Genomic DNA, 26,578 nt, shown 5'->3' with positions numbered 1-26,578 from the left:
CCCCGGCGCCCGGCAGCCGCACATACCCGAGCCCCTCCTCCATCCAAGCCCATTCCTGGAAGGCCCCCATGCCCGAGCCCCTGACCGGCCGGCGCCGACACCCGAGCCGCCGGGCCGTCCTGGCCGCGGCCGGCGTCGGTCTCGGTACCGCACTGACGGCCTCGCTCACCGCGTGTTCCGCGGAGAGCGGCGGCGACTCCGAAGGAATCACCCTCACGTTCTCCTGGTGGGGCAACGACGACCGGGCCTCACGCACCGTGAAGGCCGTGCGGCTCTTCGAGAAGGAACATCCCGGCGTCACCGTCCGGACCTCCAACGGGGACTTCGGCTCGTACATGCAGAAACTCGCCACCCAGGCAGCCGGCGGCGGCATCCCCGACGTGGCCCAGCTCGACTACCGTCAGATCTCCCAGTACGCGGGCGGCGGCGCGCTCCTGCCGCTGGGCGAAGCCATCCGGGACAGGACGATCCGTACCTCCCGGATGGACGCGGAGTTCGTGGCCACGGGCACGTACGAAGGCAAGCAGTACGCCCTGCCCGCGGGCCGCGGCATCACCGGATACGCCTACGACTCCGCGGTCTACCGGAAGGCCGGCATCGCCACCCCCCGGCCGGACCGGACCTGGGAGGAATGGGCGGAGGCGAACAGGCGGATCGCCGCCCTGGGCATGAAGTCGCCCGACGGGCGCCCTGTCGCGGGCACCAATGACGGCGGGGTCAACGAGGACGTCTTCGAGACCTGGCTGCGCAGCCGGGGCGGGAAGCTGTACGCGAGCCAGACCGAGCTCGGGTTCACGGAGGACGACCTCACCGAGTTCTGGGAGCTCTGCGACGGACTGCGCAGGGAGGGCGCCGCCGCCGCGGCCAAGGACACGGTGCAGGCCACCACCACCGAGACCAGCCCCATCGGCCGTGGTCTCGCGACATCCGACTACACCTGGGACGCACCGTTCCCCGGGTACACGGACCTCCTCGGCGAGGACATCCGCTTCGGGCCGACCCCCTCGACCGACGGCCGGCAGGGCTCGTACTTCAAGCCCTCCATGCTCTTCGGCGTCGGATCCGGCACCGAACACCCCAAGGAGGCGGCACAGTTGGTCGACTTTCTGCTCAACGACCAGCGGGCCGGGGACATCCTCGGCTTCACCCGGTCCACTCCGCCCAACCGTGTGGTCGCGAGCCGTGTCGCCAAGACCCTGAAGGGCTCGGAGCTGGAGATCTACCGGTACTCGCAGGAGATGGAGAAGTACGGCCTGGATGCCCCGCCGCCCGCACCGCCACGGGGTGACGTCGCGATCCAGACCGCCTTCAAGCACCAGTACCAGCGCGTGGCGTACGACCTCGCGACCCCCCGGGAGTCCGCGCGTGAACTCATCGACGAGGCGAACCGGGAGCTGAGGTCATGAGCACCGTGTCCACCAGGGAGCCCGCCTCCGCCGACCGGACGACGGCCCCGGAGCCGCCAGCGGGGAAGCGCCGCCGGGTGCGCGAGAAGCAGTGGCCCGCCTATGTGTTCCTCTCACCGTGGATGATCGGCGCGGGGGTACTGACCCTGGTGCCGATGGTCGTGTCCCTCTACCTGTCGTTCACCGACTACAACCTCTTCGACCCGCCGAAATGGGTCGGCCTGCGCAACTACACCGAGATGCTCACCGAGGACCCGCGGTACTGGCGTTCGGTGGGAACCACCCTGCTGTACGTCGTGGTGGCCGTCCCGCTGAAGCTGGCCTTCGCACTCGCCGTGGCGATGCTGCTGAAGAACCTCGGCCGGGGCCGTGCCTTCTACCGCTCCGCGTTCTACGCGCCCTCCCTGCTCGGGGCGAGCATGTCCATCGCGCTGGTGTGGAAGGCCCTGTTCAACGACGGCGGCTCGGTCGACGGAGTCCTGAGCTCGATCGGCATCGACGCCGGCGGCTGGGTCGGCAACCCCGACCTGGCGGTCTTCGCCATCGTCCTGCTGACGGTGTGGCAGTTCGGCGCACCCATGGTGATCTTCCTGGCCGGTCTGCAGCAGATCTCGCCGGACCTCTACGAGGCGGCGGCCCTCGACGGCGCCGGCCGCCGGCGGCAGTTCGTCTCCATCACCGTGCCGATGCTGTCCCCGGTCGTCTTCTTCAACCTGGTGCTCGAGACCATCCAGTCCTTCCAGGTCTTCACCCCGGCCTTCGCCATCAGCGGCGGCGACGGCGGCCCCGCCGACTCCACCATGTTCTACACGCTGTACCTCTACGAGCGCGGCTTCACCGCCTCCCACATGGGCTACGCGTCGGCCATGGCCTGGATGCTGCTCATCGCGATCGGCCTGGTCACTCTGATCCTTTTCCGGACCTCCCGGTCCTGGGTCTTCTACGCGGACGAGGAGAGCCGATGAACATCGCCACGAAGCGGTGGCTGCCGCAGACGGCCGCGGCCGTGAGTCTTCTCGTCCTGCTGTACCCGCTGGCCTGGCTGCTCGCCACGTCACTCAAGCCGGCCGACGAGGTGGTGACCAGCCTCGACCTGTGGCCGAGCCACCTGGAGTGGTCGAACTACACGACCGCCCTCGAAGGTGTGTCCGGTGTCTCCGTCAGCAGGCTGCTCAGCAACACCCTGGTGATCTCGGGAGGCGCCGTCCTCGGCAACGTCCTGTCGTGCTCACTGGCCGCCTACGCCTTCGCCCGGATGCGCTTCCGTATGCGCAAGGGAATGTTCGCCTTCATGGTGGCGACGCTGATGCTGCCGCACCACGTCGTGCTGATCCCGCAGTACATCGTCTTCAACCAGCTCGGTCTGGTGGACAGCTACTGGCCGCTGATCCTGCCCAAGTTCCTGGCGACCGACGCGTTCTTCGTCTTCCTCATCGTGCAGTTCATGCGCGGGCTTCCCCGCGAACTGGAGGAGTCCGCCCGCATAGACGGGTGCGGCCCCTTCCGTACGTACTGGTCGATCACTCTGCCGCTGAGCCGGCCCGCGCTGATCACCACGGCCATCTTCACGTTCATCTGGACGTGGAACGACTTCTTCACACAGATGATCTATCTGTTCGCGCCGGAGAAGTTCACCATCACCCTGGCCCTGCGCAGCTTCGTCGACCAGTCCAGCACCTCCGCCTACGGGCCCATGTTCGCCATGTCGGTGATCTCCGTACTCCCGATCGTGCTGTTCTTCTTCGTGTTCCAGCGCTACCTGGTGCAGGGCATGGCCACCTCCGGGCTGAAGGGCTGACCACCATGTCCCACGCACCCACGGTGCCGCGCCGCGACCGCCGGGAGCCCGGCGAGGTCTTCGGATCCGGCTTCAGCCTCTTCGCCGACATGCTGCTCGTCGGCCTGCTCACCAGCGTCGCCTGCCTGCCGGTCGTCACGGCTCCGGCCGCGTTCGCCGCGGCGTCCGGGAGCCTCCACCGGACCGCGCACGACGGCCTGCCGGTCGGCGTCGGCGCGTATGCCCACCGGCTGCGGGCGCACCTGACCCTCCGCGCACTGGCGGCCGGACTGCTGGTGCCGGTCCTCGTCGTGGTGCTGCTGGTCGACTCCGCTCTGGTCCGCAGCGAGCTGCCCGGTGCGGCCGTCATGGCACCCGCCCTGGCCCTGCTCGCCCTCGCGGCCACGGTCGTGGGGCTGCGCGCCACCGCGCTCCAGGCCCCGCACCGGCTGTCCGTACGCGAGGGGCTCCTCCGCTCGGCCGCCGACCCCGGCGGGGCCCTCCTGCTGGCCGCCGCCGTGGTGCTCGCCGTGCTCATCACGTGGTCGATGCCCCTGCTGATCCCGCTGCTGCCCGGACCGCTGGCGTTCGCCGCCACCGTGGTGGACGTCCGCTCCACCACCGCCGCTCCGCACGAAGGCTGAACCGCCTTCCCCCGCGCACGTCCCCGACACCACCGGAGTTCTCGCATGCCCCACACCCACCTGGACGCCGCGGGCCACCCGAGGCCGCAGCTCATCCGCGACCCGAACTGGCGCGATCTGAGCGGCACGTGGGAATTCGCCTACGACGACGCGGACCGCGGCCGGTCCGAACGCTGGATGGCCCCGGACGTGTCCACCCCCTTCACGGGAACCATCACCGTGCCGTACCCGCCCGAGAGCAAGGCCTCGGGCATAGGGGACACCGGCTTCCACCCCGTGCTCTGGTACCGGCGCACCATCGAGGTGACCGTGCCGGACCCGGGCCGCCGTCTGCTTCTGCACTTCGGAGCGGTGGACCACCGTGCCGAAGTCTGGGTGAACGGCCACCTGGTGGGCCGTCACGAAGGCGGGCACACGGGCTTCACCTGCGATCTCACCGACGTCGTCGACCACGACGGGGAACAGGTCCTCGTGGTCAGGGCCGAGGACCAGCCGGCCGACGCGGCCCAGCCGCGCGGCAAGCAGGACTGGCGCCCGGACCCTCACGTCATCTGGTACCACCGCACGTCAGGGATCTGGCAGCCGGTGTGGCTGGAGGAGGTCCCGGACCAGCACGTGACTCTCCTGCACTGGACGCCCGACGTCGCCCACGCCCGCGTACGCTGCCAACTCCACCTCAGCCGGTGGCCGCGGCAGCCCCTGTACGTGACGGTCCGCCTCACCCAGGGCGACCGGGTACTCGCCGAGCAACGCACCCTGGCGGACGGCCAGGAGACCGACTTCGACATCGCCGTCCCCGCGCTGCGCAACGCCCAGGACCTCGATGACCTGCTCTGGAGCCCCGAGCACCCGCACCTCGTGGACGCCACGGTCACCATCGGCGACCCGGCGGGCGATGCCACCGTCGACCACATCACGTCCTACCTCGGCCTGCGCGACATCGGCTGGAGCGACGGAGTCTTCCTCCTCAATCACAAGCCGTACTTCCTGCGCCTGGCACTCCAGCAGGGCTACTGGCCCGACACACACCTTTCGGCGCCTGCCGACGGGCTGCGCCGCGACGCCGAACTCGCCAAGGAGATGGGTCTCGACGGACTGCGCGTCCACCAGAAGATCGAGGACCCCCGCTTTCTCTACTGGGCGGACCGGATCGGCCTGATGCTCTGGGAGGAGATGCCCTCCGCCTTCGCCTTCAGCACCCGGACCGTCCACCGCAAGATCAGCGAATGGACGGAAGCCGTCACCCGAGACCTCAGCCACCCCTCGATCGTGGCCTGGGTGCCCGTCAACGAGTCCTGGTCCGTCCCCAACCCCGCGCTCGTCCCAGCGCAACGTCACTTCATCGACACCCTCTACCACCTCACCAAGACCCTCGACCCCTCGCGCCCCACCGTCTCCAACGACGGCTGGGAGGTCTCGACCAGCGACATCTGGGGCGTCCACGACTACACCCAGCGCGCGGACGTACTCCGCCACCGCTACGGCCACTCCTCGCTCCGCAGCGGCCGCGTCGTCGACCTGTGGCCGGGCGCCAGGCGGCTCACCCTCCCGGGGGTCCAGCACCAGGGACAGCCCGTCGTCCTCAGCGAGTTCGGTGGCGCCACCCTCGCACCGGCCGGCACCGAGTCGTTCGGATACGACACCCTCACCACGCCGCAGGAGCTCGCCGACCGGCTCACCGCCCTCGTCGGCGCAGCCGTCGACTCGGGACTCGCCGGCTTCTGCTACACCCAGCTCACCGACACCGAACAGGAGACCAACGGTCTTCTCACGGCCGACCGGAAGCCGAAGATCCCGCTCTCCGACCTCCGGTCGATCCTGCGTCAACTGCCCTCGGCGTCCCAGCAGACGGTGTAGTTGTGCCCGTGGGCGTCGTGGAACGGGCACAGGCCGACGGCGGTGTCGGTGAAGGCGAGCGAACTGCTGCCGGTCCGTGTGATGGAGGCGGTGCCGAGTGACGGGAGAAAGCTCAGGGAGCTGTCTCCGTAATCGCGCGGGCCCCGTCATCATCCGGCCGCATCCGTGCCGAGCCAAGCGAGAGCGGCGACGGTGAGCGCGGTGATCCCGGTGTCCAGGGTGGGCTGGATGACAGGAGCGAACGCGGGGGAGTGGTTGACCGGGATGTCCTGCGCGACGGTGCCTCGCTCGTCGGCCGCCCGGTAGGTGCCGGGATCGATGCCCCCGATGCCCCAGTAGGCGAAGGGCGCGCCCAGCGTCTCGGGGATGCGGCTGAAGTCCTCGCTGGCCGTCTGGAGGTCGATGGTGTGGGCGTCGTCGCCGAAGTGCGTGCGGAAGGCGCGGTCGAGGCGGTCGGCGACGTCGGCGTCGTTGACGGTCGGGGGGAACGCGTTGAGCCGCTCGATGAGGGGATCCTTGGGTGCGTTCGACGCGGCCGCCTCGGCGTTGACGCAGCGCCGGACCGCGTCGAGGACCTGCTGGCGGGTGGCGTCGTCGTAGGTGCGGAGGTTGAGCTCGATGACGGCGGTGTCCGGGATGACGTTGGGGCTCGCACCCGCCTTGATGCTGCCGACGGTGACCACGGCGGGCGTGGTCGCGGCCAGTTCGCGCGAGACGATGGTCTGCAGGCGCACCACGCACATCGCAGCCATGACGACAGGGTCCACGGCGGCCTGTGGCATGGAGCCGTGCGCCCCGCGCCCGTACAGGGTGATGCGCAGACTGTCCGCAGCCGACAGGAAAGATCCCCGCCGCACTCCGACGTATCCGGCCGGGTAGGGGAGGACGTGCTGCGCGAGAGCGACGTCCGGCCTGGGAACACGATCGGCCAGACCGTCGTCCACCATGGCGTCCGCACCGTCGCCGTTCTCCTCCGAGGGCTGGAAGAGCGCGATGACGGTGCCCTGCCAGGCGTCCCTGCCCGAGGCCATGAGCTGTGCGAAGCCGAGCAGGCAGGTGACGTGCACGTCGTGGCCGCAGGCGTGCATGACCGGGTGCTCCTGCTCGTCGTCCCCGGTCACGGTGACGGTCGACGCGTACGGCAGCCCGGTTGTCTCGCGGACCGGCAGGGCGTCCATGTCCGCGCGCAGCAGTACCACCGGGCCGTCGCCGTTGGCCAGGACCCCGACGACGCCCGTGGTGCCGATGTTCTCCGTGACCTCGTAGCCCCAGCCCCGCAGGAGTTCCGCCGCACGCGAGGCGGTGCGGTGCTCGTCGTTGCCGAGTTCGGGGTGGGCGTGCAGGTCCTTGTAGAAGTCCTCGGCGGCCTGGCGGATGCCGGGGAGGCCGGCCAGGACGTGGTCGAGCGGCGCTGACATGGGATTGTTCCTTCCTCGTGGACGTCGATGGCCGGTAGCCGTTCCCCATGGGGTTCTGTCGCGCACCGCGTTCAAGGCGGTACGTGGTTCCAGCGAGAGCCCTACCGGCAGGTACCAGCCGCGCCGGTGGGCGAGCAGTCTGAAGGCAAGGGCCAGGAGTACACCGCAGACGATGCCGAGGGTGGGCCGGTTCAGGTCCGCGCAGAGCACGTAGACCCCGGCGACCGCGACGGCCACCGTGGCGTACAGGCCGTTGCCTCCGAAGACCTCCGGTACCCGCCGCAGCAGCAGGTCACGCACCGCGCCGCCGCCGACCGCCGTGATGGTGCCGAGAAGGACGGCGGGCAGCCAGCCGAGTCCGGCGGCGAGTGTCTTCTGCGCACCGGCCACGGACCAGAAGCCGATGACAGCGGCGTCCAGGGCGGTGAAAGCCCTGGCCCACTGGTCCTGGTCCAAGGAGAGGACGAAGGCGAGGAGAGCGCCCGCGAACGCGGTGGGCAGGTAGGCGGCGTCGGTGAGCGCCACGGGGGTGCCGTGCTGGAGCAGCGTGTCGCGGATCAGTCCGCCACCCAGCCCGGACACGGTGCCCACGACCAGGTATCCGAAGAGGTCGAGCCCTTCGTGCCTCGCGACGACACCGCCGAGCAGGGCGCAGATGAAGACACCGGCCAGATCCAGCCAGCGGGTCACCGTGTCGATCTGGTCCGGTGACAGCCAGTGGCCCATGTCGTCGTTCCCATCCCTGCGAGCGGCCGGTGGCCTCCGGCGCGCGGCGCGCGCCGCGGGGAAGGGGCCGTACACGAGCCCTTCCCCGAAAATCCGCACCCCCGTGGATCCGGGGACGACATCGCCCGAATGCCTGGCCGTCGCGAGCCGGTCTGTGAGTCGGCCCATAGGTCCCGGATCACATACGAGACGCGGTAGTAGGAGCCGGTTCCCAGGTCGCGGTGTTCGAGCGGACGCACCCCCGGCCCCGGTCTACGTAGGGGCTTAGTAGTGCAGGTCGTTGCCGCTGTCCTGGCGTGCCGCTAACCATGGTTCGAGTCCCGGGGAGCTGACGCTCAGGACCGGTCGAGCGCGGCACGTTCCGTACGAACGGACGAGCCGCGTGCTTCCGCCCTGTTGGCGCCGGCCCCGTGACGTCCCTGACAGCAGCGCAAGGAGAGTGTTTTATCCGTACGTCCGTTCAGTCCCTGGCCCCCGCCGCCCGTACCGCCCGGATCCGCAGGTTCTCGGTTTCCGCGCTGTGTGCAACCGGAGCCGCAGCAGCGGCTCTGACCCTCGCCCCGTCCCCCGCCCACGCTTCCGAGCCCGCCTCACACGGTGTGGCCACGTCGGCCGGGGTCTCCGCGGCCGGAGTCGCCGCACAGGCGGACGCGATCAGCGAGAAGGCCGGCAAGGCGGCTGCCGAGAAGGACAACCTGAACGACTGGATCCGCGAGTCCCTCAAGATCATGGAGGACGAGGGGATCCCGGGCAGCTACGAAGGCCTGCACAGCAACATCATGCGTGAGTCCGGCGGTGACCCCGAAGCATCCAACGACTGGGACGTCAACGCGCAGAACGGCACGCCTTCCAAGGGGCTGCTGCAGGTCATCCAGCCGACCTTCGACGCCTACCACGTCTCGGGCACCCCGAGTGACCTGACCGATCCCGTTGCCAACATCACCGCGGCGGCCAACTACGCGGCCGACAAGTACGGCTCGATCGACAACGTCGACTCCGCCTACTGAGCACCGGTGACACATGGCACGGCCGCAACCCACGTGGGTTGCGGCCGTGCCATGTGTCCTGGGCCGTGAGCGGCGCTCCGTAGGAGAGGCACGAAGATCAGCCGCGTCAGCCGGTCGATGGTCCGGTCAGGGCGGTCGGTCTGACCGGGCCATCGAACAGCCCGTCGCACAGCGAGATCTGCACGTGCACCCTCTTGCCCAAAGGCTCGCGGCGCACCTCGAAGCTCGTGCAGACCGCGAGAACGATCTCCAGGCCGTGATGCCCGGCACGTGCCGGGTCGCCCTGGTGGGCGCTGGGGAGCACGGAACCCGAGTCCCACATCGTGATGCCCAGCGTGCTGCCGTCCACTTCGAGATCCAGCAGGCACGGACCGGGCGCGTACTTGCAGACGTTCGTCGCCAGCTCGCTCACGACCAGCTGCGCTATCTCCAGTGCCCCCTCGGGGACGTCCACACCTCGCCGGCACCGCGCGTCGGACAGAAAGTCCCGGACGAAGCCCCGGGCACGGCAAATCTTTCCCGAGTCCATGTCGTACGCGGCACCAGCCGCCACGACGCCCGGCTCCGGCCCTTCCTGCCCGGACCCGCACCTCGTCTCCAGCCGTCCCATTTCGCTTCCCCCGTCGGTCGGCCGCACCACGCGGCTCGTACACCGCCCGCCTACCCGGCGGTACACATTTCAGACTCGGAGAGGACACGAAAAACAGGCCCGCTACACGCATCCCGCTCGGAATACCGCTTCCGAGCGCCGGCGGGCGGCCCGGTGTCAGTCGGTGAGGCCCAGCGCGCCGGCCGCCTGGATCGCCAGCCGGACCTCGGCCAGGGCGCCCTTCGGGGTCAGGTCACGATGCGAGAGGGCGCCGAAGCGGCGCAGCCGGCAGGCGAGGGTGTTCGGGTGGATGAGGAGCGCCGCCGCGGCCGTCTCCGTGCGGCGGTCGCCCTCCATCCAGGTGCGGGCGGAGACGGGCGGCTCATCCCGGCTGCCACGTCCGGCAGCTCACCGATGGCCCCCGCCAGGTCCGGCGCTCCCAGGACATAGCGGTCCTCGCCCCAGGTGAGCAGCAGGCGGGGTGATCCTCCAAGGAGTGCAGCAGGGCCTCGTCCGTGGTGCGGCGGACCACGAGCAGCACCGCGTCACCCCCGGTCGCATGCCGGGCGAGCCGGCGCCGTGCCGCCTCCGGATCGAGAATCTCCTGCAGCAGCTCGGCCAGGTCTCCGCGCCCCCGCTTCGAGGACTACACCCGGATCAAGCACGTCATGACCTGGCTCTGACGTCCGGGAGGCCCCGGCCGTGCCGCTGACAGCTCTCGCCGGGAGCTGTCAGCGGCACGGTGGTTCTACGATCCCGGCATGACGACTCCCGAGTGCTATGTCTGTGGCAAAGAAGCACAGTTCGCCGAACTCCCACCACGCGAGTGCGTCGCGTCCGACCAGTACTGGCGGGTGGCCCATGCCTTCGACACCGCGGTGCCCGGCTGGCTGGTGCTGCTGCCTCGGCGCCATGTCACGGCCGTCCACGACCTCAGCGACGCCGAGGCCGCGGCCCTGGGCACATGGCAGGTCAGGCTCTCCAGGGCTCTGCGGAGCGTGACCGGCTGCGCGAAGACCTACGTCGTCCAGTTCGCCGAGGCCGAAGGCTTCGCCCACGCGCACTTCCACATCGTGCCGCGCATGGTGGATCTGCCTCCCGGGCAACGAGGGCCGGGCATCTTCGGGTTGCTCGGCGCCCCGGAACCGGATCGGGTGACGGACGAGCAGGCCGACCACATCGCCCGCTCCCTCCGGGCCCGGCTGCGGGAGAGCCTGCCGGCCCCGCGCTGAGGCGGATCCGTATGTGCTTGTGGGCCCTTGCGGCACTGCACTAGCGTTGCCCGCGTGGATCTCTTCTCACGCTCGTGGACGGCGTTGCGCACGGCGGTCGCCGAACTCCAGGACGAGGACTTCTCGCGGCCGTCCGGCTGCGCCGGGTGGCTCGTACGGGACCTGGTGTGCCATCTGGTCATCGACGCCCAGGACGTCCTGATCACCCTCGCGACCCCCGCCGCGACGGAGCCGACCCGGGACGCGGTGACCTACTGGGAGGTCACCGGGGTCCCGCCGGGCGGCGACGACCCGCTCGACGCGCTGACGGTCCGGCTGGCCGCCGCGTACGAGGAGCCCTGGCTGCTGAAGTTCCACCTGGACGATGTGGGGTCCGCGGCCGGCCGGGCCGCCGGCCTAGCCGCCCCCGGTCTCCGGGTCGGCACCCGCGACGAGGTCATGACGGTGGAGGACTACCTCACCACGTACGTCATGGAGTGGACGCTGCACCACCTCGACCTGGTCGCCTACCTCCCCGATGCCCGCGAAGTGCCCGAGGAAGGGCTCGCCCGGTCCCGCCAGTTGCTGGAGGAGATCGCCGGGACCGCGTTCCCCGCCTCGCTCTCCGACAAGGACGCCTTGCTGGTCGGCACCGGACGGCGCCTCCCGACCGACGAGGAGACGGCCGGCCTGGGCCGGCTCGCCGCGAGACTCCCCTTCGTCCTCGGCTGACCGTCCTCGGCTGACCGTCCGGACGGGCTCCTCCGCCGCCCCGGTCGCCGACGGGGCAGCACAGGCGGTGCGCGGTGTGACACGGACGGCAGCAGCCCCGTGGTTCCGGGTTTCCTGCCGCCGGCAGGGCATGCTGATGGCCGGGTCCACGGCGCCGTCCATGGGCTTGCTGCGGTGCCGGACCAGGGACGCGCGACGTCCGCCGTCCCGTGACGTGCGAGGGAAACCGGATGGCGGACGACCGGCGGGCAGCACTGCCGCCCGAGCAGGCTGTGGGCGCGCAGGCGGACCGGCTCAAGGAGCGCATCTACGCGACGATCACGATGATCGCCGTGGTGGTCGGCCTGTCCCTGAGCGAAGCCGGGACCACAGGCGCCCTGGCCACGGTCCTGACGACCGCTCTGGGGCTGTGGCTCGCGGCGTTCGTCGCCGACCAGCAGGCGCACCGCACGGTGCACCGCCACCTCGCCACCGGCCACGACCTGCGCCGCATGCTGTACGTCAGCGCTCCGCTGCTGTCCTGCGCGGTGGGCCCGGCCGTGATGATCGCCCTCGCGGCGCTGGACGTCCTCTCCCTGTCCGCCGCGCTGATGACAGCGGCCGGCGTGGGCATCGCCTCCCTCTTCGCCTGGGGCTGTGCGGGAGGACTGCGTATGGGAGGCGGCGTTCTTCTCGCGGTGCTCGCCGGTGTGGCCGACGCGGTGATCGGTGTCGCCGTCGCGCTGGTGAAGACTGCCGCCGGGCACTGACACGGCGCCAGAGCCCGGCCGTCGGCGTACACGGTACGAGGACGGGCGGCGCCCCGCCTCCCGCTACAGCCGTATGTCGTGCCCGACCTGGCCCGCCTCCCGTGACTCCGGTACGTACAGGAACTCCGCGTGCGGGGCGTGGGAGGCCGCCGACACGATGAGCGTGTGGCTGCCCGGCCGGAGTCCGTCGACCCGATAACGGCCCGACCGCACGGGCCCTGCCGCGACCCGCTTCCCCCGTGCGTCGATCACGGTGACCCAGCCGGCACACCCCTCGGGATGTGCCGCGCACCCGACGGCGCCGGTGACGGTCACTCCGCAGCGCGCCACGGCCGAAGACTTCGCCACGGCAGACGCGGTCCCGGTCACCGGGGCCGTGTCCGTCCGGGGCGCGGCAGTGGCCGTCGCGGTGCGGGCCGCGTCACCGGGGGTGTCCTTGTCCCGGGGCACTGGCGGCAGGGCCCACTGCGCCACGAGCGCCTGGGTCCGGCGTTCCATCGGTGATCCCGTGGTGTCCTCGGCCGAGATGTCGTGCACGGTGAGCCCGCACCGCTCCGCGTACCCGGCGAGCGTCTCGTCGAGCGCGGCCAGCTCCCGCAGCGTCGTGCGGACACGCGAGGCCCGTGGTCCGGGCGGCGCCTTGTCCATGTCCGCCTTCAGCTCCCGTATCAGCGGGCTCACCCGCTGCCAGCCCTCCTCGGGCTCACCGGTGGTCAGCGAGCGGTCCAGGGCGCGCAGCGAACGGCTCAGCGTCGAGGTGATGACGGCAAACCGCTCCGCCGACCGGGGAGCCAGGTCGATGTCGATGTCGGCCGCTGCCGCCAGGGCGCGGGCGTGGCCTGTGGCCGTGGTGAGCAATGCGGTGCGGTTGTCCGCGTCACCTCCCCGCAGGCCGGGCATCCGGACCAGTGGACGTGCCAGGCTCACGACCTGGAAGAGGGAGGAGTCCACCGCGCGAGCGGCTCCGCGCAGCCGGACGGGGGCCTCGGGGTCCTCCCAGCGCAGGGCGAGCTGGGAGACGAGCGTGTCGACGGCGGACACGTAACCGCGCTCCGCCTCCCGCGTGATCCTGCGGCTGGACAGCGGGAAGATCAGTGCGGCACACGCGGTCGCGACGAGTATCCCGAGGCCGTTGTCCAGCAGACGCTCGCCGAGCAGGTGGTCCATGCCACCGTAGGGCGTCGTCAGTCCGTACAGCTGGACCAGTGCGACGACAAGTCCGACGACCCAGAGGGCGTACGCGCGCTGCATCCCCCAGGCGCCCAGGGTGAGCCCCGCCACGATGATCGCGAGCGTCCCGTAGACGTGGCCGTGGCCGAGGAGACGGAGCAGCGCGATGCCGAGCACCGCGCCGACCACGGTGCCGGCCATGCGGTGGCCGAGCTTGCGCAGCCGCTCGTGTGTCGTGTTCGTGCCGAAGAGGGTGATCATCACGCCGACGAGACCCCAGTAGAAGCGTTGCGGGTCGATCGCGTCGGTGATCGGGCAGACGATGGCGGCGGCGATCCCCGCGTGCAGGGGCGCGCGCACGAAGGGGATGGCGCGCCGCCAGCTCTTCTCCGTCCGCGCGGCGAGCACGCGCTGTGTCGCGGCAGCCGATCCGGCGGGCTGGTTGCGCTCCAGGGCCACGGTCGGCTGGAAGGGGACCTGTGCCGGTGAATCCGGGGTGTTCCAGCCCAGCGCAAGCCAGTGGGAGAGCGATCCGGCGAGGGAGTCGAGGAGGTGGGCCACGCGGTAGGCGAGTTCGACCGTCTCCGTCTGTCCGGCACCCGCACCGGGGTGGTCGAGTACAGCGTCGGCCTGCCGGCGGATGCGTTCGGCGGCAGGGCGCAGACCCTGGGCGCTGCCGAGGGGGGTGTCCCGTGCGATGACGAGGCCGACGGCCATCGCCTCGCGCAGGTGCGGCGGTACGTCGAGGCGGGTCAGGTCCTGCACGGCCCGGCCTATCCCGCGCAGGGCCAGTTCCGCGTCGAACAGGTGGCGGTGCAGCAGCTCGGCCATGTCGGGGTCGGCGGCGACCTCCGGCTGGGCGAGCCGGCCGTCGATGGTGACGGTCGTGACGTTGAGGTGGTGCAGCGCACGCGCCATCCGGCGCGCGGCCCGTTCCTGATCGGCGTCCGGGTCCAGCGCTTCGACGGCCGCGTCGGCCACCCGGCGTGCCTCCACCACGAAGGCGCGCTGGGTGCGCAGCAGGTCCTCGCGCGGCATCGGATAGCAGAGCAGCAACCGTGTCAGGAGAACCGCGACGGCGGACACCAGGGCGGCGGCGAAGGCCTTGCCCGTCATGTCCGGGGAGATGTTCGCCATCATGCCGACCATCAGGCCGTTGAAGAGCATCATGCCCGTGAGCAGCGGCAGTTGTCCGAACCGGGCAAGGAAGAAGGTCAGGGCCAGTGCCACGACCATCAGGCTGATTTCCAGCCCCCGGTCGTCGTGCAGCTCGGCGGCCAGCCACAGGATGGCGGCGAAGGGGAACGGCATCCACAGGATGGCGCGGCTGAGCCGCTGCCAGGTGTTCTCCGCGACGGCGAAGGCGCTCATCAGGCCCATCATCCCGCCGACCATCATGCCGATCATGGCCGGTATGTCCAGGGCCCGTGCCATGCCGTAGCCGACCGCGAGAGAGGTCACCATCGCGACGAGGGTGCGCCATCCCGCCTGGAGCTGTCCGAGGCCGGGATCGGCGGCGAGCACCCAGTCCCACCATCGTGGGGGTCCGCCCACCCGGCCCGGTGCGACGGCGCGCGCGGCGACTGCCGCAGGCGCGGAGGCGTTGGTGGGGGGTGCGAGTTCCGGCGTCGTGTCCGACGGCGCGGTACCTGGGCTGATCAACTGGTCTCCGAATCCATCGCTTCGAGCAGGGTGGTGAGGGCATCCCGGGCGGCGCCCACGGCGTGCTCGGAGTCGTCGACGCCCGCGTCGAGACCGCGCAGGAGCGCCGCGGCCATCCGGCGGCGCCCCTGGTCGAGCAGGCCCCGGCCGGCCGGGGTCAGGAAGGCTTCCACGACACGTCGGTCGGCGGCGCGGCGTTCGCGCGTGGCCAGGCCGCGCTCTTCGAGGCTCTGCAGGACCACGGTCACGCGGGGCTGGGCCATGCCCGTGTACGCGGCAAGGGCGGTCACCCGCCGGGGGCCTTCCTCCAGGGCGTCGAGTACCGCCACCTGGCTGCGGCTGAGTTCGAACTCGCCGGCGCGGAAGAGCGTCTGCGAGAGCCGCCCGATGCCTCTGAGCAGGCCCCTGGCAGCGCACTCGATGCGCTGCTCGTCGGTGGGACCTGCCAGGGGCGACGATTGATGCATATGGCAATTATATATATGTCAAGAGGTGGCGCGGAACCATGTGCGGGCAAAATGCCCGCCCTCGCCCGAAGTGCCACCCCGACCCGCCCGGACGTCAGGCCCCACCGTCCCGAAGGTCCGCCACCTGCCCCGCCCGTGTCAGCCGGCGCAGCGCGCGCACCAGCGCCTCGACACCCGCGACCGCCTTGGACCGGGGGCATCCGGCATTGAGCCGGACCCGGCCCGGGGAGCCGTACGCCGCCCCCGGCATGATGGCCACCTTCTCCACCTCGACGAGCTCGCGCTGCAGCGCGTCGTCGTCGACGCCGAGCGGCCGCAGGTCGATCCAGGCGAGATACCCCGCCTGGGGCGGCTCCCAGCCGAGCTGTGGGAACGCGCCGCGTAGACGGTCCGCGACCATCGCGAGATTGCCCTCGAGGTACGTACGCAAGGCGTCCAGCCAGGGCGCCCCCTCCCGGTACGCGGCGATGTGCGCGACCAGTGACAGCACGGCGGGGGAGGACAGGCCGTCGGCCTCCTTGAGCTGCCTCAGGTAGGCGTCGCGCGACGCAGGGTCACCGATGATGCCGTAACTGCCGGTCAGAGCGGGGATGTTGAACGACTTGGACGCCGAGGTGATGACGGCCCACCGGCCCTCGCCGCCGTGCAGGGACCAGGGGCGGTGGACGTGCGGAGGGTGTGCCAGGTCGGAATGGATCTCGTCACTGATGACGGCCACGCCGTACCGCGCGCACAGCCGCGCCATCCGGTCAAGCTCGTCCGCGGACCAGACACGGCCCGTCGGGTTGTGCGGCGAGCACAGCAGCAGCACCGTCGTGTCGGGCAGCGCCAGCAGCCGCTCCAGCTCCGCAAAGTCGTCGAGAGGGCACTCCCGGAGCCGGCGCCCGTGGGCCGCCACGGTCTTGGGGAACGCGTCGTACATGGGGGTGTGGGCGACCACACCGTCACCGGGACGCGACCACAGCCGGAGCAGCTGTGACAGCTGGTAGACGACGGATGGCGCGTAGACGACCGCCCCGGGATCGACGGCCGTCCCGTGCCGCGTCGCGTACCAGTGGACGACCGCGGAGAGGAAGTCGTCCTGCCGCCACCGCGAGTAGCCGAGCACGCCGTGGTCCAGCCGTCCGCGGAGCGCGTCCATGATCGCCGGGGCGGCCTCGAAGTCCATGTCGGAGATCGTGAACGGCAGCAGATCCGGAACGCCGAAGCGGTCCTCGACGTAGTCCCACTGCGTGCACCAGGTGCCGTGCCGGTCCACCGTGACGTCGAAGCCGTACGGATCCTGCGCGGTCCTGCGGGCCGGGGCCGAGGAGCCCGGGGGAGGGGAGACCATGATCAGCCCACCGGGATCATGGTGGCGATGGCGTCCTTCACCGACTGGACCTGCGGCCCGATGATGACCTGCACGGTGTGCCCGTCGAGCTTGATCACACCCACGGCGCCGAGCTTCTTCAGCCGTGCCTCGTCCACCTGCGCGGCGTCCTCCACCGTCATCCGCAGGCGGGTGATGCAGTTGTCCAGGGACCGGATGTTGCCGGCGCCGCCGATCGCGTCGAGGATCGCCACGGCGTCGTACTTCCCCGCGACCAGCTCACGCGCGGGCTCCCCGGCCGCGTCCTGGGCGGCGGACTCGCCGTCCGCGTCGTCCTGCTCCTCGTCGCGCCCAGGGGTCTTGAGGTCGAAGCGGGTGATCGCCCAGCGGAACAGGAAGTAGTACACGGCGAACCACACCGCCGCGATCACCGGCACCAGATACCACTTGGTCGTCGATCCCTGGAGGACGCCGAAGACCAGCCAGTCGATGACGTTGCCGTCGGTGTTCCCGATGAAGACGCCCAGCAGGGCCGCCGTGAGGAAGCCGAGCCCCACCAGGACCGCGTGGATGGCGTACAGCCACGGCGCGACGAAGAGGAACAGGAACTCCAGCGGCTCCGTGATCCCGCCGACCACACAGGCCACCACGCCGGAGATGAGCAGGGCCTTGATCTCCGGACGCATCTTCTTGTTCGCGCAGTGGTACATCGCGAGTGCGGCGCCCGGGAGACCGCCCAGGTAGGACGCCATCTTGCCCTGGGAGAGGAAGTGCGTGGCGTCGGTGACGGCGGCGTTCGGCGTGCCCGCGCAGTCCAGGTGCGCGTAGAACATGTTGAGCGCCCCGGAGACGTTGTCCCCGCAGACGGCTCCCGAGCCGCCGACATCGGTGAACCGGAACATGGCCACGAGGATGTGGTGCAGCCCGATCGGTCGCAGCAGCACCTCGCCCATGCCGAAGAAGAACGGCCCGAAGACACCGGTGTGCCCGATGCCGCGACCCACGGCGGTGATCCAGCCGTTGAAGGCCGGCCACACCAGGGGGATGAGCAGACCGAGCACGCTCAGGACGAGAGCGGAGATGATCGGGACGAAGCGCAGCCCGCCGAAGAAGGCCAGTGCGTCAGGCATCCGCTGTGCACGAAAGCGCTGGTGGAGAAGGCTGACAACGATGCCAACGACCACGGCTCCGAGGAGTCCCGTATCGATGGACTGCACGCCCAGCACGTCGGCTATGCCGTAGTGCTTGATCGCGGCCTCGTCCTCGAAGTCGACGCCCTTGGCGGTGAGGTAGAAGTTCACCGCGAGGTTCATGGCGGCGAAGCCGACGAAACCCGAGAACGCCGCCACACCCTTGTCCTCGCGGGCGAGACCGAGCGGAATCGCCATCGCGAAGAGGACGGGCAGGAAGGTGAAGGCGACCAGGCCCGTGTTGGCCATCCAGGTGAAGACGAGGTGGAAGCCCTCGGCCTTCAGGAACGGCAGGTTGTCGGTGACGGCCTCGCTGGAGAGGGAGGACCCGATGCCCAGCATGATGCCGCAGAACGCGAGCAGGGCGACGGGAAGCATGAACGTCTTGCCGAGTCCCTGGAGGAATTCCCAGAGTGCGGCTTTGGTCTTCTGCATGTGTACGGAACTTTCGAGCCTGGGGGGACGGACCCTGGCGCTCGCCGTGGCGATGCGGGGACCCACGGGTGATCGAGCGGCGGAAGAAACGACGAGGGGCCCGGCCGCCTTCGCGCGACACACCTGAGGATCGCCCGGTGAGCAGCGCCGGATCAGGCCGTTCCACCGCACGGATCACATCACAGCGGGTCGACGACTGTCCATGGAGACCGGCCCCGCCGGCCCACGCCGGCCGGGGAGGAGCCGACACGGAGTGAACCGCTTGTCGCACGCCGTGACGCATGCCACCTCTCCGCATCCGGGCCGGGTGTTTGGCGACGCGTCGGCGGGTAAGGGGCCCTGTGGTCACCGGAGACGACAATCCGGTTGATAGTGTGCGAAAAACTACTGACTCAGGAGGTTCGATGTCCTCGAAGCGACGTCGCAAGAAGAAGGCCCGCCGCAAGAACGGCGCGAACCACGGCAGCCGCCCGCAGACCTGAGGGACGCAGCCGACACGACCGGGGGATGGCATGTGCCGTCCCCTGGTCGTCTTCCTGGCGGTGCCGGCCGCAGTGCGCGGGGCGCGCCTCGGCGGTCAGGTGAGCAGCTGGTTCCGGTGGGACGCGCGACGGGCGGCTGCCAGCAGGGCGTGGATCTGAGGACCTGCCTGGTCGAGCCGGGCCACGGGCTTCGCGAACGGCAGGCGGACATCGCGGTGGGTGCTCGGGTACTCCAGACGCAGGGTCACGCCGTAGCGGTCCATCGCCAGCGGGAGGATTCGCGTCACGCCTTTCTCCGGCTGCGGTTGCACGAGGCGCAGGAGCAGGGGGACGAGTTCGCCGTGGTCGTCCACGAGGTGCGTCAGCATCGCCGCCTCGCTGGTGGCGATCGGATCGGGAGTGGTCTCCTGCAGCGTGTCCAGCGTGACGAACGTGCGGCCCCGGTGATCCTCGAGGACCGCCTGGCCGAACTCCATGCAGCTGCTCGCCGCCGCGTCCGTGCTGTACGGGGCCGCCAGCAGGCCTGTCACCGTGACGCGGGCGCGCATGCGGTCCCGTACGGACGTGGGTGCGATGTCGGTGAACTCCAGCCGGACGGGGACGCGTGGCCCGGGCTGGGGGGAGTCGGCATCGGAGGGTTCGTGCAGGTGGATGTGGCCCATCGCGGCCGTGCCGTCGAGGCGGTGTACCTCGACGGGGTCGAGCCCATCGCTCACCACCGTCATCGAGTGGGCGGCGGTCAGGATGGACAGCACGCGTTCGGCGGGGGTGGGCTGTGTGACGCGGGAGTTGAAAGGACGCATCCAAGTTCTCCAGAGGAGCGGGCGGGGAGACCTCATTACGGCTACTTAGGTATGCCTAACCTAACCCATAGGGTCATGGTCGGGTGCCGCCGCCCCCTGCCCGAGGGTTTTCGAACCGGTGGACGCACCGTCACCGGCCCTTTCCCGGAGGGGAACCGCCGTGGGCCGCTGGGGACCGGCCGGCGACGTACGACGCGAGGAGGATCCGGACACGAACAGCCGACCTGCGAAGCGGTCGCCGTCCGTTGCGGCACCAGCCGCGCCGTCCTCTACCGCCGCCGGCCGACGAAACGGGAACCCGTCCTGACTGCTCTGTGCCGCACAGCGCCGCCCGTACCGGAGAGTCGCGGTGAGATCGACCCGGCGGTTCCACTCCCGACCGGCTGGTCACGCTCCCGGTGGTCCTGGTCCTCCATGAACTCCTCATGGGCACACCCCTCCGAAGCCGGCCTGGAGGAAATCGTGGACCTGCTGTTCCTTCCCCTCGTCACGCTCCGGCGGAACCGGCACGCCTGACGGCGCCGCACGGGTGGGGTGGCGGCCGGCCCTTGTTCCAGGAACAGGGCGCGCACGCAGTCAGGGTTTGGTGGACTTGGTGCATGAAGGTTCTTTCGCCCCGCGCCCTGCGGGCTCTCGAGCGGTTCAATGCCACCTATCCCTGGGATCACAACGCCCATTACCACCGCTGGATCCTTCGGCAGCTGCCGAGACGCTTCGGCTGCGCCCTGGACGTCGGGTCCGGCAGCGGTGACCTCGCGAGGCTGCTGGCCGGACGTGCGGCAGCCGTGACGGCGATCGATTCCGATCCGGTGATCACCGCCCGGGCCCGGGAGCTGACTCCCACGGCGCTTCCGGTGACCTTCGCCGTAGCGGATGTACCGGCCGAGCTCCCTGCCGGCTCCTACGACGTCATCACGTGCGTCGCCGCGATCCACCATCTGCCGTTCACCGAAGCGCTCACCTGTTTCCGCCGCCATCTGGCGCCGGGAGGGACCCTGGTGGTCCTCGGTCTGTCCCGTGCCCGGGCCCCTGTGGACCACATGATCGGTGTCATCGCCGTTCCGGCCAACGCTGCCATGGGCTGGCTGAAGAACAGAGGCCGCCCCTCGAACCCGCCCGCCTCCATGACGGCTCGAACCCGCCCGGCGGACATGGCGTTCGACGACATCGTCGGTGAGGCCGGGAAGATTCTTCCCGGTGCGCGGCTGCGGCGCCGGCTGTTCTGGCGGTATTCGCTCGTATGGAATCAGTCCGACCGGCCTGGAGTGTCTTCGGTCGGCTGAACACCCGGGGGAGTGGCGCCGGTGTGGGGGCAGTTGGCAAATGCGCGGCCAGCTGGAAACCTGTCACCTCGGCATCGCAAAATGTTGACTGAATCACTCAAAATTCAAGGCGATGCGCGCGAGTTTCTCGGCAGGTGACCTGCTCTCCATCCTGTCATCATATGAGCTCGACGAGGCCCCGATAAGGTTCGAGCCGCTCGTCATCCGGGCTCAGGTCGGTCACCAGGATGTCGACCTCGTCCAGTGACAGACACTTTGCCACGGCGCGGCGGCCCAGCTTCGAGGAGTCGACGGCCAGCACGGTCCGTTGGGAGACGGCGGCCACAGCGCGTTTGACCGCTGCCTCGTCTGCCGTGAACTCGGTCGAGCCGATGGAGTCGTCCAGGTAGGTCGCGGACAGGAAGCAGGTGTGCAGGGCGAACTGCTGGAGCGTCATCTCGGCCAGCGGCCCTACCAGGCTGCCCGTGTGCAGATCCGCGGTGCCGCCGGTGGCATAGGCCCTGCATCCAGGGCTCCTGGACAACTCATGGAAGACCTCGAAGCCGGTCGTCACCGCCGTCAGGTCGTGGAGGGGCTGCTCCTTGAGGCGCCGCGCGAGGCTGTGGACGGTCGTCGATCCGTCGAAGCCGATTCCGCCGTTGTCCGGCACGAGAGGCAGGAGTTTCGCGGCGATCACGTCCTTGGCCGCGGTGGAGCGCCCGAGACGATGGCCGAACGTCCAGGCATCGACAGGCACGGCTCCGCCACGGACCCGGCGGATCTCGTTCCGTTGCTCCAGCGCCAGAAGGTCACGCCGGATGGTCATCGTGCTGACGCCGCAGGTGCGGGCCAGGTCGTCGACGCGGCGAACCCCCTCCCGGAGCGCCGTGATGATCGACGCCCTTCGGTGGTCTCCCTCGGCAGTGCTCTCCTCTGACATGGTCTGTTTTTACCACAGTGAACATGGCAGACCAGGAGTGCTCCGATGCTTGCCCGGTCGTCGTTGTCATCCGCTCATGTTCCCGGGGATCGTCCGTCGGGACGTCTCGCTCCCCACGCGATTGATACGTTTCAACCCCTTGTCGAAATGTGTCATCGATGTTTAATCTCTCAGCAATGGAACATCCAGGAAGGGATGCTTGATGACTGACGACGTCTCCTCCGTACTCGAAGGTGCGCTCGCCTCGGTGCGGCGGCGCCCCACGCGTGTCGGACTGGTATCCGGCGGGCTCGGTGCGTACTGGCCGCAGTTCCCCGGCCTCCTCGACCAGCTGCAGGATTCGGCGCTCCACGTGACCCGACGCTTCGAAGAGATGGGCTGCGAGGTGATCGACGCCGGCTTCATCTCGGACCCGCAGGAAGCCTCCAAGGCCGCAGAGGAGCTGCGCAAGGCCGACTGCGACGTCATCGTCACGTTCCTGACGACCTACCTGACCGCTTCGATGGTGCTGCCCATCGCCCAGCGCACCCACGCGCCCGTCCTGGTGATCGACCTCCAGCCGACCGAGGCGATGGACCACCCGAACACCGACACGGGCAAATGGCTGGCCTACTGCGGGCAGTGCCCCTTGCCCGAGGTCGCCAACGTCTTCAGGCGCAGCGGCATCTCGTTCCGTTCGGTCTCGGGGCATCTGCACGACGAGAACGCCTGGACCCGCATCGGCAGGTGGATCTCGGCGGCGGGCGTGCGCGGCGCGATGCGTCATGGCCGGCACGGTCTGATGGGCCACCTCTATCCCGGGATGCTGGACGTCTCCACGGACATGACTCTGGTGTCCAGCCAGTTCGGCGGGCATGTGGAGGTGCTCGAATTCGACGACCTGCGGGTCAGGGTCGCCGCGGTGACCGACGAGCAGGCCGCCGAACGCGTCGCCCTGGCCCGCAGGGTCTTCACCCTCGACGGCTCCGTGAAGGAGGAGGACCTCGACTGGGCGGCCAGGGTCTCCGTGGGCCTCGACCGCCTGGTGGAGGACTTCGATCTCGACAGTCTCGCGTACTACCACCGTGGGCTCGACGGCGAGATCCACGAGCGGCTCGGCGCGGGCATGATCCTCGGTGCCTCTCTGCTGACCGCCCGCGGGATCCCGGTCGCCGGCGAGTACGAACTGCGCACCAGCCTGGCCATGCTGATCGCCGACACGCTCGGCGCGGGCGGGTCGTTCACCGAGCTCCAGGCCCTGAACTTCCGGGACGGAGTGGTCGAGATGGGGCACGACGGACCGGCCCACCTCGCCATCTCGTCCAAGGACCCGCTCCTGCGCGGACTCGGCGTCTACCACGGCAAGCGTGGCTGGGGAGTCAGTGTCGAGTTCGATGTGAAACACGGACCTGTCACCACCTTCGGCATCGGCCAGGAGGCGGACGGTACCTTCAGCTTCATCGTCTCCGAGGGCGAAGTCGTTCCGGGGCCGCTGCTGGAGATCGGCAACACCACCTCGCGTGTCGACTTCGGCTTCGACCCCGGGGAATGGACGGACGCCTGGTCCTCGACCGGGATCGGCCACCACTGGACCGTCTGCACCGGCCACCGTGCCAAGGACTTCAAGGCCGCGGCCGACCTGCTCGGTATCCCCTTCCGTGCGGTCGACGGCCCCAACGATCTCTGAGTACTGCTCCCCTCTGCGCCTGCGCGCTGTGTGGGCCGGCCGGGTCCTTCCACCGGCGGCCCACACACACTCGGCCCCTTTCCCCGGGTGCCACCGCTGCCTCCCTGCATCTCACCTCAGGAGCTCCACCTCATGACGTTCCCCGCACCCGTCGTCCCACCGACTCCGCTGACACGTGTCCCCACCCACCACGCCCGGATCGGGCTTGTCACCGGTGGCCTGGGCAACTACTGGCCGCAGTTCCCCGGGCTTCTCCCCACCATCGAGGCGTCCGCGGCACGGATCCGGGATCACATCGCGGGTAGCGGCGCCTTCGTCGAGGACGCGGGAGTCGTCTCCGATCCAGTGGCAGGAGCGGCCGCGGCCGAGCGGCTCCGCCGGGCCGACTGCGACCTCATCGTCGTCTTCGTCGCCACCTACATGACGTCCGCGCAGGTGCTGCCCGTGTTCAAGTACGGCGGCGCCCCGATCCTGCTCGTCAGTCTCCAGCCCTCCTCGTCCATGGACCACGCCACCTTCGGCACGGGGGACTGGCTCGGCTACGCGGGCTTCGCAGGTCTCCCCGAGATCGGCGTCGCCCTGGAACGGCTCGGCATGCCGGTGCGAAGCGTCTCCGGCCACCTCGACGACCCCCGCGCCTGGGAGAAGATCGACCGCTGGGTGCGTACCGCGGGTGTCGTCCGTGCCCTGCGCAGGGCACGCCACGGGATGATGGGGCACCTGTACCCCGGCATGTTCGACATCGCCACCAACATCACGGCGATCACCGGCACCCTGGGCGGCCATGTGGAGGTTCTCGAGTTCGACGACCTGAAGCTTCGGTACGACAAGGTCACCGACGCCGAGACCGAGAAGGTGCTCGACGTCGTGGAGCAGGTCTTCGACATCGACCCGAGTGCGGACCGTGCCAACGTACGTTTCCAGGCCCGGGTCTCCGCGGCGCTGGACCACCTCGTCGACGACTACGCCCTCGACACGCTCGCGTACTTCTACTTCGGAGAGGAGGACACTCTTCTCCAGCGCCTCGGCGCGGGCTTCGCCATCGGCGCCACACTGCTCTCGTCGTGCGGTATACCCACCGTCACCGAGTACGAGGTGCGGGCGGCGACCGCCATGTACGTCCTCGATCAGTACGGAGCGGGCGGCACCCTGACGGAAGGCCAGGCGCTCAACTTCGACGACGGTGTGTGCGAGGTCGGCCACAACGACGCCGCGGACACGGCGATCACCGCGCGCAAGCCGCTGCTCCGCAGCCTGGACGTCTACCACGGAAAGTCCGGCGGGGGAGTGTCCGTCGAGGTCGACATCGCGCATGGGCCGGTGACGCAGTACTCCATCGGCGAACTCCACGACGGGCGCCTGAAGTTCATCGCCTCCGAGGGCACGGTCGTCGACGGTCCGCTGCTGAGGATCGGCAACACGACGTCCAGGGTCGACTTCGGATGCGATCCCGGCGACTGGGCCGACGCCTGGAGCCGTTCCGGTTCCACCCACCACTGGGCCATGGGTGTCGGCCACCGGGCCGCAGACATCGAGGCGCTGGCCGACCTGCTCGGCGCCGAGTACCTGCGGGTGCAGCCATGACGGCCGCCGGCCCCGGCCCGGGGGCCGTCGCGGACCCCGCCGCCGGAGGGAAGGGCGGCAACGGCTTCACGCTCATGATCGCCCTGAGCGCCAGCATCGGCGGCCTGCTGTACGGCTACGACACAGGCATCATCGGCAGCGCCCTGCTGTATCTCAAGGCCCCGATGGGTATAGCCGACGACACGTTCATGCAGTCCACCGTCACAGCGATCACGCTCCTCGGCGCGATCTTCGGGGCGCTGCTCACCGGTCCGGTCTCCGACCGGATCGGACGCCGCCCGACAACGATGCTGGTCGCCGTGCTCTTCGTGGCGTTCGCTGTCGGCTGTGGCCTCGCCCCGGACCTGACCACGCTGGTGGTCATGCGCTTCCTGCTCGGTCTGGCGGTCGGCGGCGCGTCGCAGATCGTCCCCGTGTACATCGCCGAACTCGCACCGCCCCACATGCGCGGTGCTCAGACCTCCCTCTTCCAGGTAATGATCTGCGTAGGCACCCTCCTCGCCTATCTCTCCGGCCACCTGCTCGGACCGTCCGAGGCCTGGCGCTGGATGCTGGCTCTGGCAGCTGTGCCTGCCGCCCTGTTCCTGGTGGCGATGGCCCGCCTGCCGGAGAGCCCGCGCTGGCTGCTCGCCCGGGGCCGGGAGGAGGAGGCGCGCGCCGTGCTGCGCAGGGTTCGTGCCTCCGAGGACGAGACCGAGGCGGAGATCGCGGAGATCCGTGCCACTCTCCAGCTCGAGGGCGCCACCTGGAAGGAACTGTTCCAGCCGTCGGTACGCCCCGCGGTGGTGGCCGGCGTCGGCGTCGCACTGTTCTCGCAGATCACCGGGATCAGCGCCATCATCTACTACGCGCCGTCGCTCCTCGAGCTCTCGGGCTTCGGAGCGTCGGCGGCGACTCTGGGCTCCGTCGGTGTCGGTGTGGTCCTGACCGTCTTCACGGTCCTGGGTATCTACCTGGTCGAGAAGTGGGGACGACGCAGGCTCGTTCTGCTCGGACTGCCCGGCGCCGTGATCGCTCTGGGCCTGATGGCGGCCATGCTCCCGTGGTCGAGCGGCTCCACGGCCTCCCTGGGAGGCGGCGGCCAGGCGGCTGTGATCATCTGCCTGCTGGCCTACTTCGCCTTCAACGGTGGCAGCCTGTCGGTGGTGGCCTGGCTGTACTTCGCCGAGATCTTCCCGCTGCGGCTGAGGGGCAAGGGAACCGGCCTCACCGCGCTGGTGCTGTGGATCACCAACTTCCTGGTGACGCTGCTGCTGTACTTCGCTGCCGACCGGCTCGGCGTGGGCCTGGTCTTCGGCGCCCTCGCGGTGATGAACATAGCGGCCTGGCTGTTCGCCCTGCGGCGCATGGCGGAGACGAAGGGCCGCACCCTGGAAGAGATCGAGGCGAGCCTGGACGCCGGCACGTTCGCTCCGCGCGCCGCCCGGCCCCGGGCCTGAATCCTGAGTTCCCGGGGCCCCGGCGGATGGCCCTGTATGAGAGACACGAG

At 69.9% G+C, this 26,578-nt stretch carries 23 protein-coding genes and 1 pseudogene; 14 read left to right on the top strand and 10 right to left on the bottom strand.

Going from position 1 to position 26,578, the window contains the following annotated elements:
* Window positions 1-68: 68 nt before the first annotated feature.
* From ACIREO_RS26870 to ACIREO_RS26850, 5 genes are read left to right on the top strand one after another with little or no spacing between them, the layout of a single operon-like run.
* Window positions 69-1,406, top strand: coding sequence for an ABC transporter substrate-binding protein (locus ACIREO_RS26870; protein ID WP_404114653.1), 1,338 nt, complete (start codon window positions 69-71; stop codon window positions 1,404-1,406).
* A complete protein-coding gene (locus tag ACIREO_RS26865; protein WP_404114651.1) occupies window positions 1,403-2,371 on the top strand; it encodes a carbohydrate ABC transporter permease in 969 nt (322 codons plus the stop codon). Before ACIREO_RS26870 ends, ACIREO_RS26865 begins: the two co-directional genes overlap by 4 nt.
* On the top strand, window positions 2,368-3,204 hold the full coding sequence (locus tag ACIREO_RS26860) for a carbohydrate ABC transporter permease (RefSeq protein WP_404114649.1): 837 nt from the start codon (window positions 2,368-2,370) through the stop codon (window positions 3,202-3,204). The genes ACIREO_RS26865 and ACIREO_RS26860 overlap by 4 nt, the downstream gene beginning before the upstream one ends.
* A 5-nt stretch (window positions 3,205-3,209) precedes the next feature.
* A complete protein-coding gene (locus tag ACIREO_RS26855) occupies window positions 3,210-3,827 on the top strand; it encodes a hypothetical protein (RefSeq protein WP_404114647.1) in 618 nt (205 codons plus the stop codon).
* Between the two features lie 45 nt (window positions 3,828-3,872).
* Window positions 3,873-5,684, top strand: a complete 1,812-nt coding sequence (locus ACIREO_RS26850; RefSeq protein WP_404114645.1) for a glycoside hydrolase family 2 protein — start codon at window positions 3,873-3,875, stop codon at window positions 5,682-5,684.
* Window positions 5,685-5,833: 149 nt separating this feature from the next.
* On the opposite strand, the gene ACIREO_RS26845 is transcribed toward ACIREO_RS26850, so the two are convergent.
* Complete coding sequence (locus ACIREO_RS26845; RefSeq protein WP_404115082.1) at window positions 5,834-7,102, bottom strand: M20 family metallopeptidase; 1,269 nt, start codon at window positions 7,100-7,102, stop codon at window positions 5,834-5,836.
* A gap of 258 nt (window positions 7,103-7,360) precedes the next feature.
* Window positions 7,361-7,828, bottom strand: a pseudogene (locus ACIREO_RS26840) (trimeric intracellular cation channel family protein); the annotation flags it as partial.
* A 446-nt stretch (window positions 7,829-8,274) separates the two neighbouring features.
* Here ACIREO_RS26840 and ACIREO_RS26835 point away from each other — a divergent pair.
* A complete protein-coding gene (locus ACIREO_RS26835; RefSeq protein WP_404115080.1) occupies window positions 8,275-8,835 on the top strand; it encodes a transglycosylase SLT domain-containing protein in 561 nt (186 codons plus the stop codon).
* A 106-nt stretch (window positions 8,836-8,941) separates the two neighbouring features.
* On the opposite strand, the gene ACIREO_RS26830 is transcribed toward ACIREO_RS26835, so the two are convergent.
* Together ACIREO_RS26830 and ACIREO_RS26825 are read right to left on the bottom strand one after the other, a co-directional pair.
* The gene (locus tag ACIREO_RS26830; protein WP_404114643.1) at window positions 8,942-9,445 is read right to left on the bottom strand and encodes an ATP-binding protein; all 504 of its coding nucleotides are present in this window, start codon (window positions 9,443-9,445) and stop codon (window positions 8,942-8,944) included.
* A 156-nt stretch (window positions 9,446-9,601) separates the two neighbouring features.
* Window positions 9,602-9,781: a helix-turn-helix domain-containing protein gene (locus ACIREO_RS26825; RefSeq protein ID WP_404114642.1), complete on the bottom strand. Its 180-nt coding sequence runs from the start codon at window positions 9,779-9,781 to the stop codon at window positions 9,602-9,604.
* Between the two features lie 404 nt (window positions 9,782-10,185).
* Between ACIREO_RS26825 and ACIREO_RS26820 the strand changes: the two genes are divergently transcribed.
* From ACIREO_RS26820 to ACIREO_RS26810, 3 genes are all read left to right on the top strand, one after another.
* On the top strand, window positions 10,186-10,656 hold the full coding sequence (locus ACIREO_RS26820; RefSeq protein WP_404114640.1) for an HIT family protein: 471 nt from the start codon (window positions 10,186-10,188) through the stop codon (window positions 10,654-10,656).
* A gap of 54 nt (window positions 10,657-10,710) precedes the next feature.
* Complete coding sequence (locus ACIREO_RS26815; RefSeq protein WP_404114638.1) at window positions 10,711-11,367, top strand: maleylpyruvate isomerase N-terminal domain-containing protein; 657 nt, start codon at window positions 10,711-10,713, stop codon at window positions 11,365-11,367.
* Between the two features lie 230 nt (window positions 11,368-11,597).
* Window positions 11,598-12,116 (top strand): hypothetical protein, encoded by a 519-nt coding sequence (locus ACIREO_RS26810; protein WP_404114636.1) that lies wholly within the window; start codon window positions 11,598-11,600, stop codon window positions 12,114-12,116.
* A gap of 63 nt (window positions 12,117-12,179) precedes the next feature.
* On the opposite strand, the gene ACIREO_RS26805 is transcribed toward ACIREO_RS26810, so the two are convergent.
* From ACIREO_RS26805 to malX, 4 genes are all read right to left on the bottom strand, one after another.
* Complete coding sequence (locus tag ACIREO_RS26805) at window positions 12,180-14,948, bottom strand: FUSC family protein (RefSeq protein WP_404114634.1); 2,769 nt, start codon at window positions 14,946-14,948, stop codon at window positions 12,180-12,182.
* On the bottom strand, window positions 14,945-15,415 hold the full coding sequence (locus ACIREO_RS26800; RefSeq protein WP_404114632.1) for a MarR family winged helix-turn-helix transcriptional regulator: 471 nt from the start codon (window positions 15,413-15,415) through the stop codon (window positions 14,945-14,947). Before ACIREO_RS26800 ends, ACIREO_RS26805 begins: the two co-directional genes overlap by 4 nt.
* Before the next feature lie 94 nt (window positions 15,416-15,509).
* Window positions 15,510-16,748, bottom strand: coding sequence for a MalY/PatB family protein (locus tag ACIREO_RS26795; protein ID WP_404114630.1), 1,239 nt, complete (start codon window positions 16,746-16,748; stop codon window positions 15,510-15,512).
* Window positions 16,749-16,750: 2 nt separating this feature from the next.
* Window positions 16,751-18,352, bottom strand: a complete 1,602-nt coding sequence (gene malX, locus ACIREO_RS26790; RefSeq protein WP_404114628.1) for a maltose/glucose-specific PTS transporter subunit IIBC — start codon at window positions 18,350-18,352, stop codon at window positions 16,751-16,753.
* Window positions 18,353-18,756: 404 nt separating this feature from the next.
* On the opposite strand from malX, the gene ACIREO_RS26785 reads away from it, so the two are divergent.
* Window positions 18,757-18,834, top strand: coding sequence for a 50S ribosomal protein bL37 (locus ACIREO_RS26785; RefSeq protein WP_371604899.1), 78 nt, complete (start codon window positions 18,757-18,759; stop codon window positions 18,832-18,834).
* Window positions 18,835-18,929: 95 nt separating this feature from the next.
* On the opposite strand, the gene ACIREO_RS26780 is transcribed toward ACIREO_RS26785, so the two are convergent.
* On the bottom strand, window positions 18,930-19,637 hold the full coding sequence (locus ACIREO_RS26780; RefSeq protein WP_404114627.1) for a DUF2470 domain-containing protein: 708 nt from the start codon (window positions 19,635-19,637) through the stop codon (window positions 18,930-18,932).
* A 599-nt stretch (window positions 19,638-20,236) separates the two neighbouring features.
* Here ACIREO_RS26780 and ACIREO_RS26775 point away from each other — a divergent pair.
* Window positions 20,237-20,920, top strand: a complete 684-nt coding sequence (locus ACIREO_RS26775; protein ID WP_404114625.1) for a class I SAM-dependent methyltransferase — start codon at window positions 20,237-20,239, stop codon at window positions 20,918-20,920.
* Between the two features lie 157 nt (window positions 20,921-21,077).
* On the opposite strand, the gene ACIREO_RS26770 is transcribed toward ACIREO_RS26775, so the two are convergent.
* Window positions 21,078-21,839 (bottom strand): DeoR/GlpR family DNA-binding transcription regulator, encoded by a 762-nt coding sequence (locus ACIREO_RS26770; RefSeq protein WP_404114623.1) that lies wholly within the window; start codon window positions 21,837-21,839, stop codon window positions 21,078-21,080.
* A gap of 202 nt (window positions 21,840-22,041) precedes the next feature.
* Here ACIREO_RS26770 and ACIREO_RS26765 point away from each other — a divergent pair, with 202 nt between their 5' ends.
* From ACIREO_RS26765 to ACIREO_RS26755, 3 genes are all read left to right on the top strand, one after another.
* Window positions 22,042-23,505, top strand: coding sequence for an arabinose isomerase (locus ACIREO_RS26765; protein WP_404114621.1), 1,464 nt, complete (start codon window positions 22,042-22,044; stop codon window positions 23,503-23,505).
* 132 nt (window positions 23,506-23,637) lie between these two features.
* Complete coding sequence (locus ACIREO_RS26760) at window positions 23,638-25,089, top strand: arabinose isomerase (protein WP_404114619.1); 1,452 nt, start codon at window positions 23,638-23,640, stop codon at window positions 25,087-25,089.
* Complete coding sequence (locus ACIREO_RS26755; RefSeq protein WP_404114618.1) at window positions 25,086-26,528, top strand: sugar porter family MFS transporter; 1,443 nt, start codon at window positions 25,086-25,088, stop codon at window positions 26,526-26,528. The genes ACIREO_RS26760 and ACIREO_RS26755 overlap by 4 nt, the downstream gene beginning before the upstream one ends.
* Window positions 26,529-26,578 lie beyond the last annotated feature (50 nt).

Origin of the sequence: Streptomyces sp. NPDC102441, assembly GCF_044765585.1 — a bacterium.
GTDB lineage: Bacteria > Actinomycetota > Actinomycetes > Streptomycetales > Streptomycetaceae > Streptomyces.
This window is presented reverse-complemented; position numbering and strand designations above follow the sequence as displayed.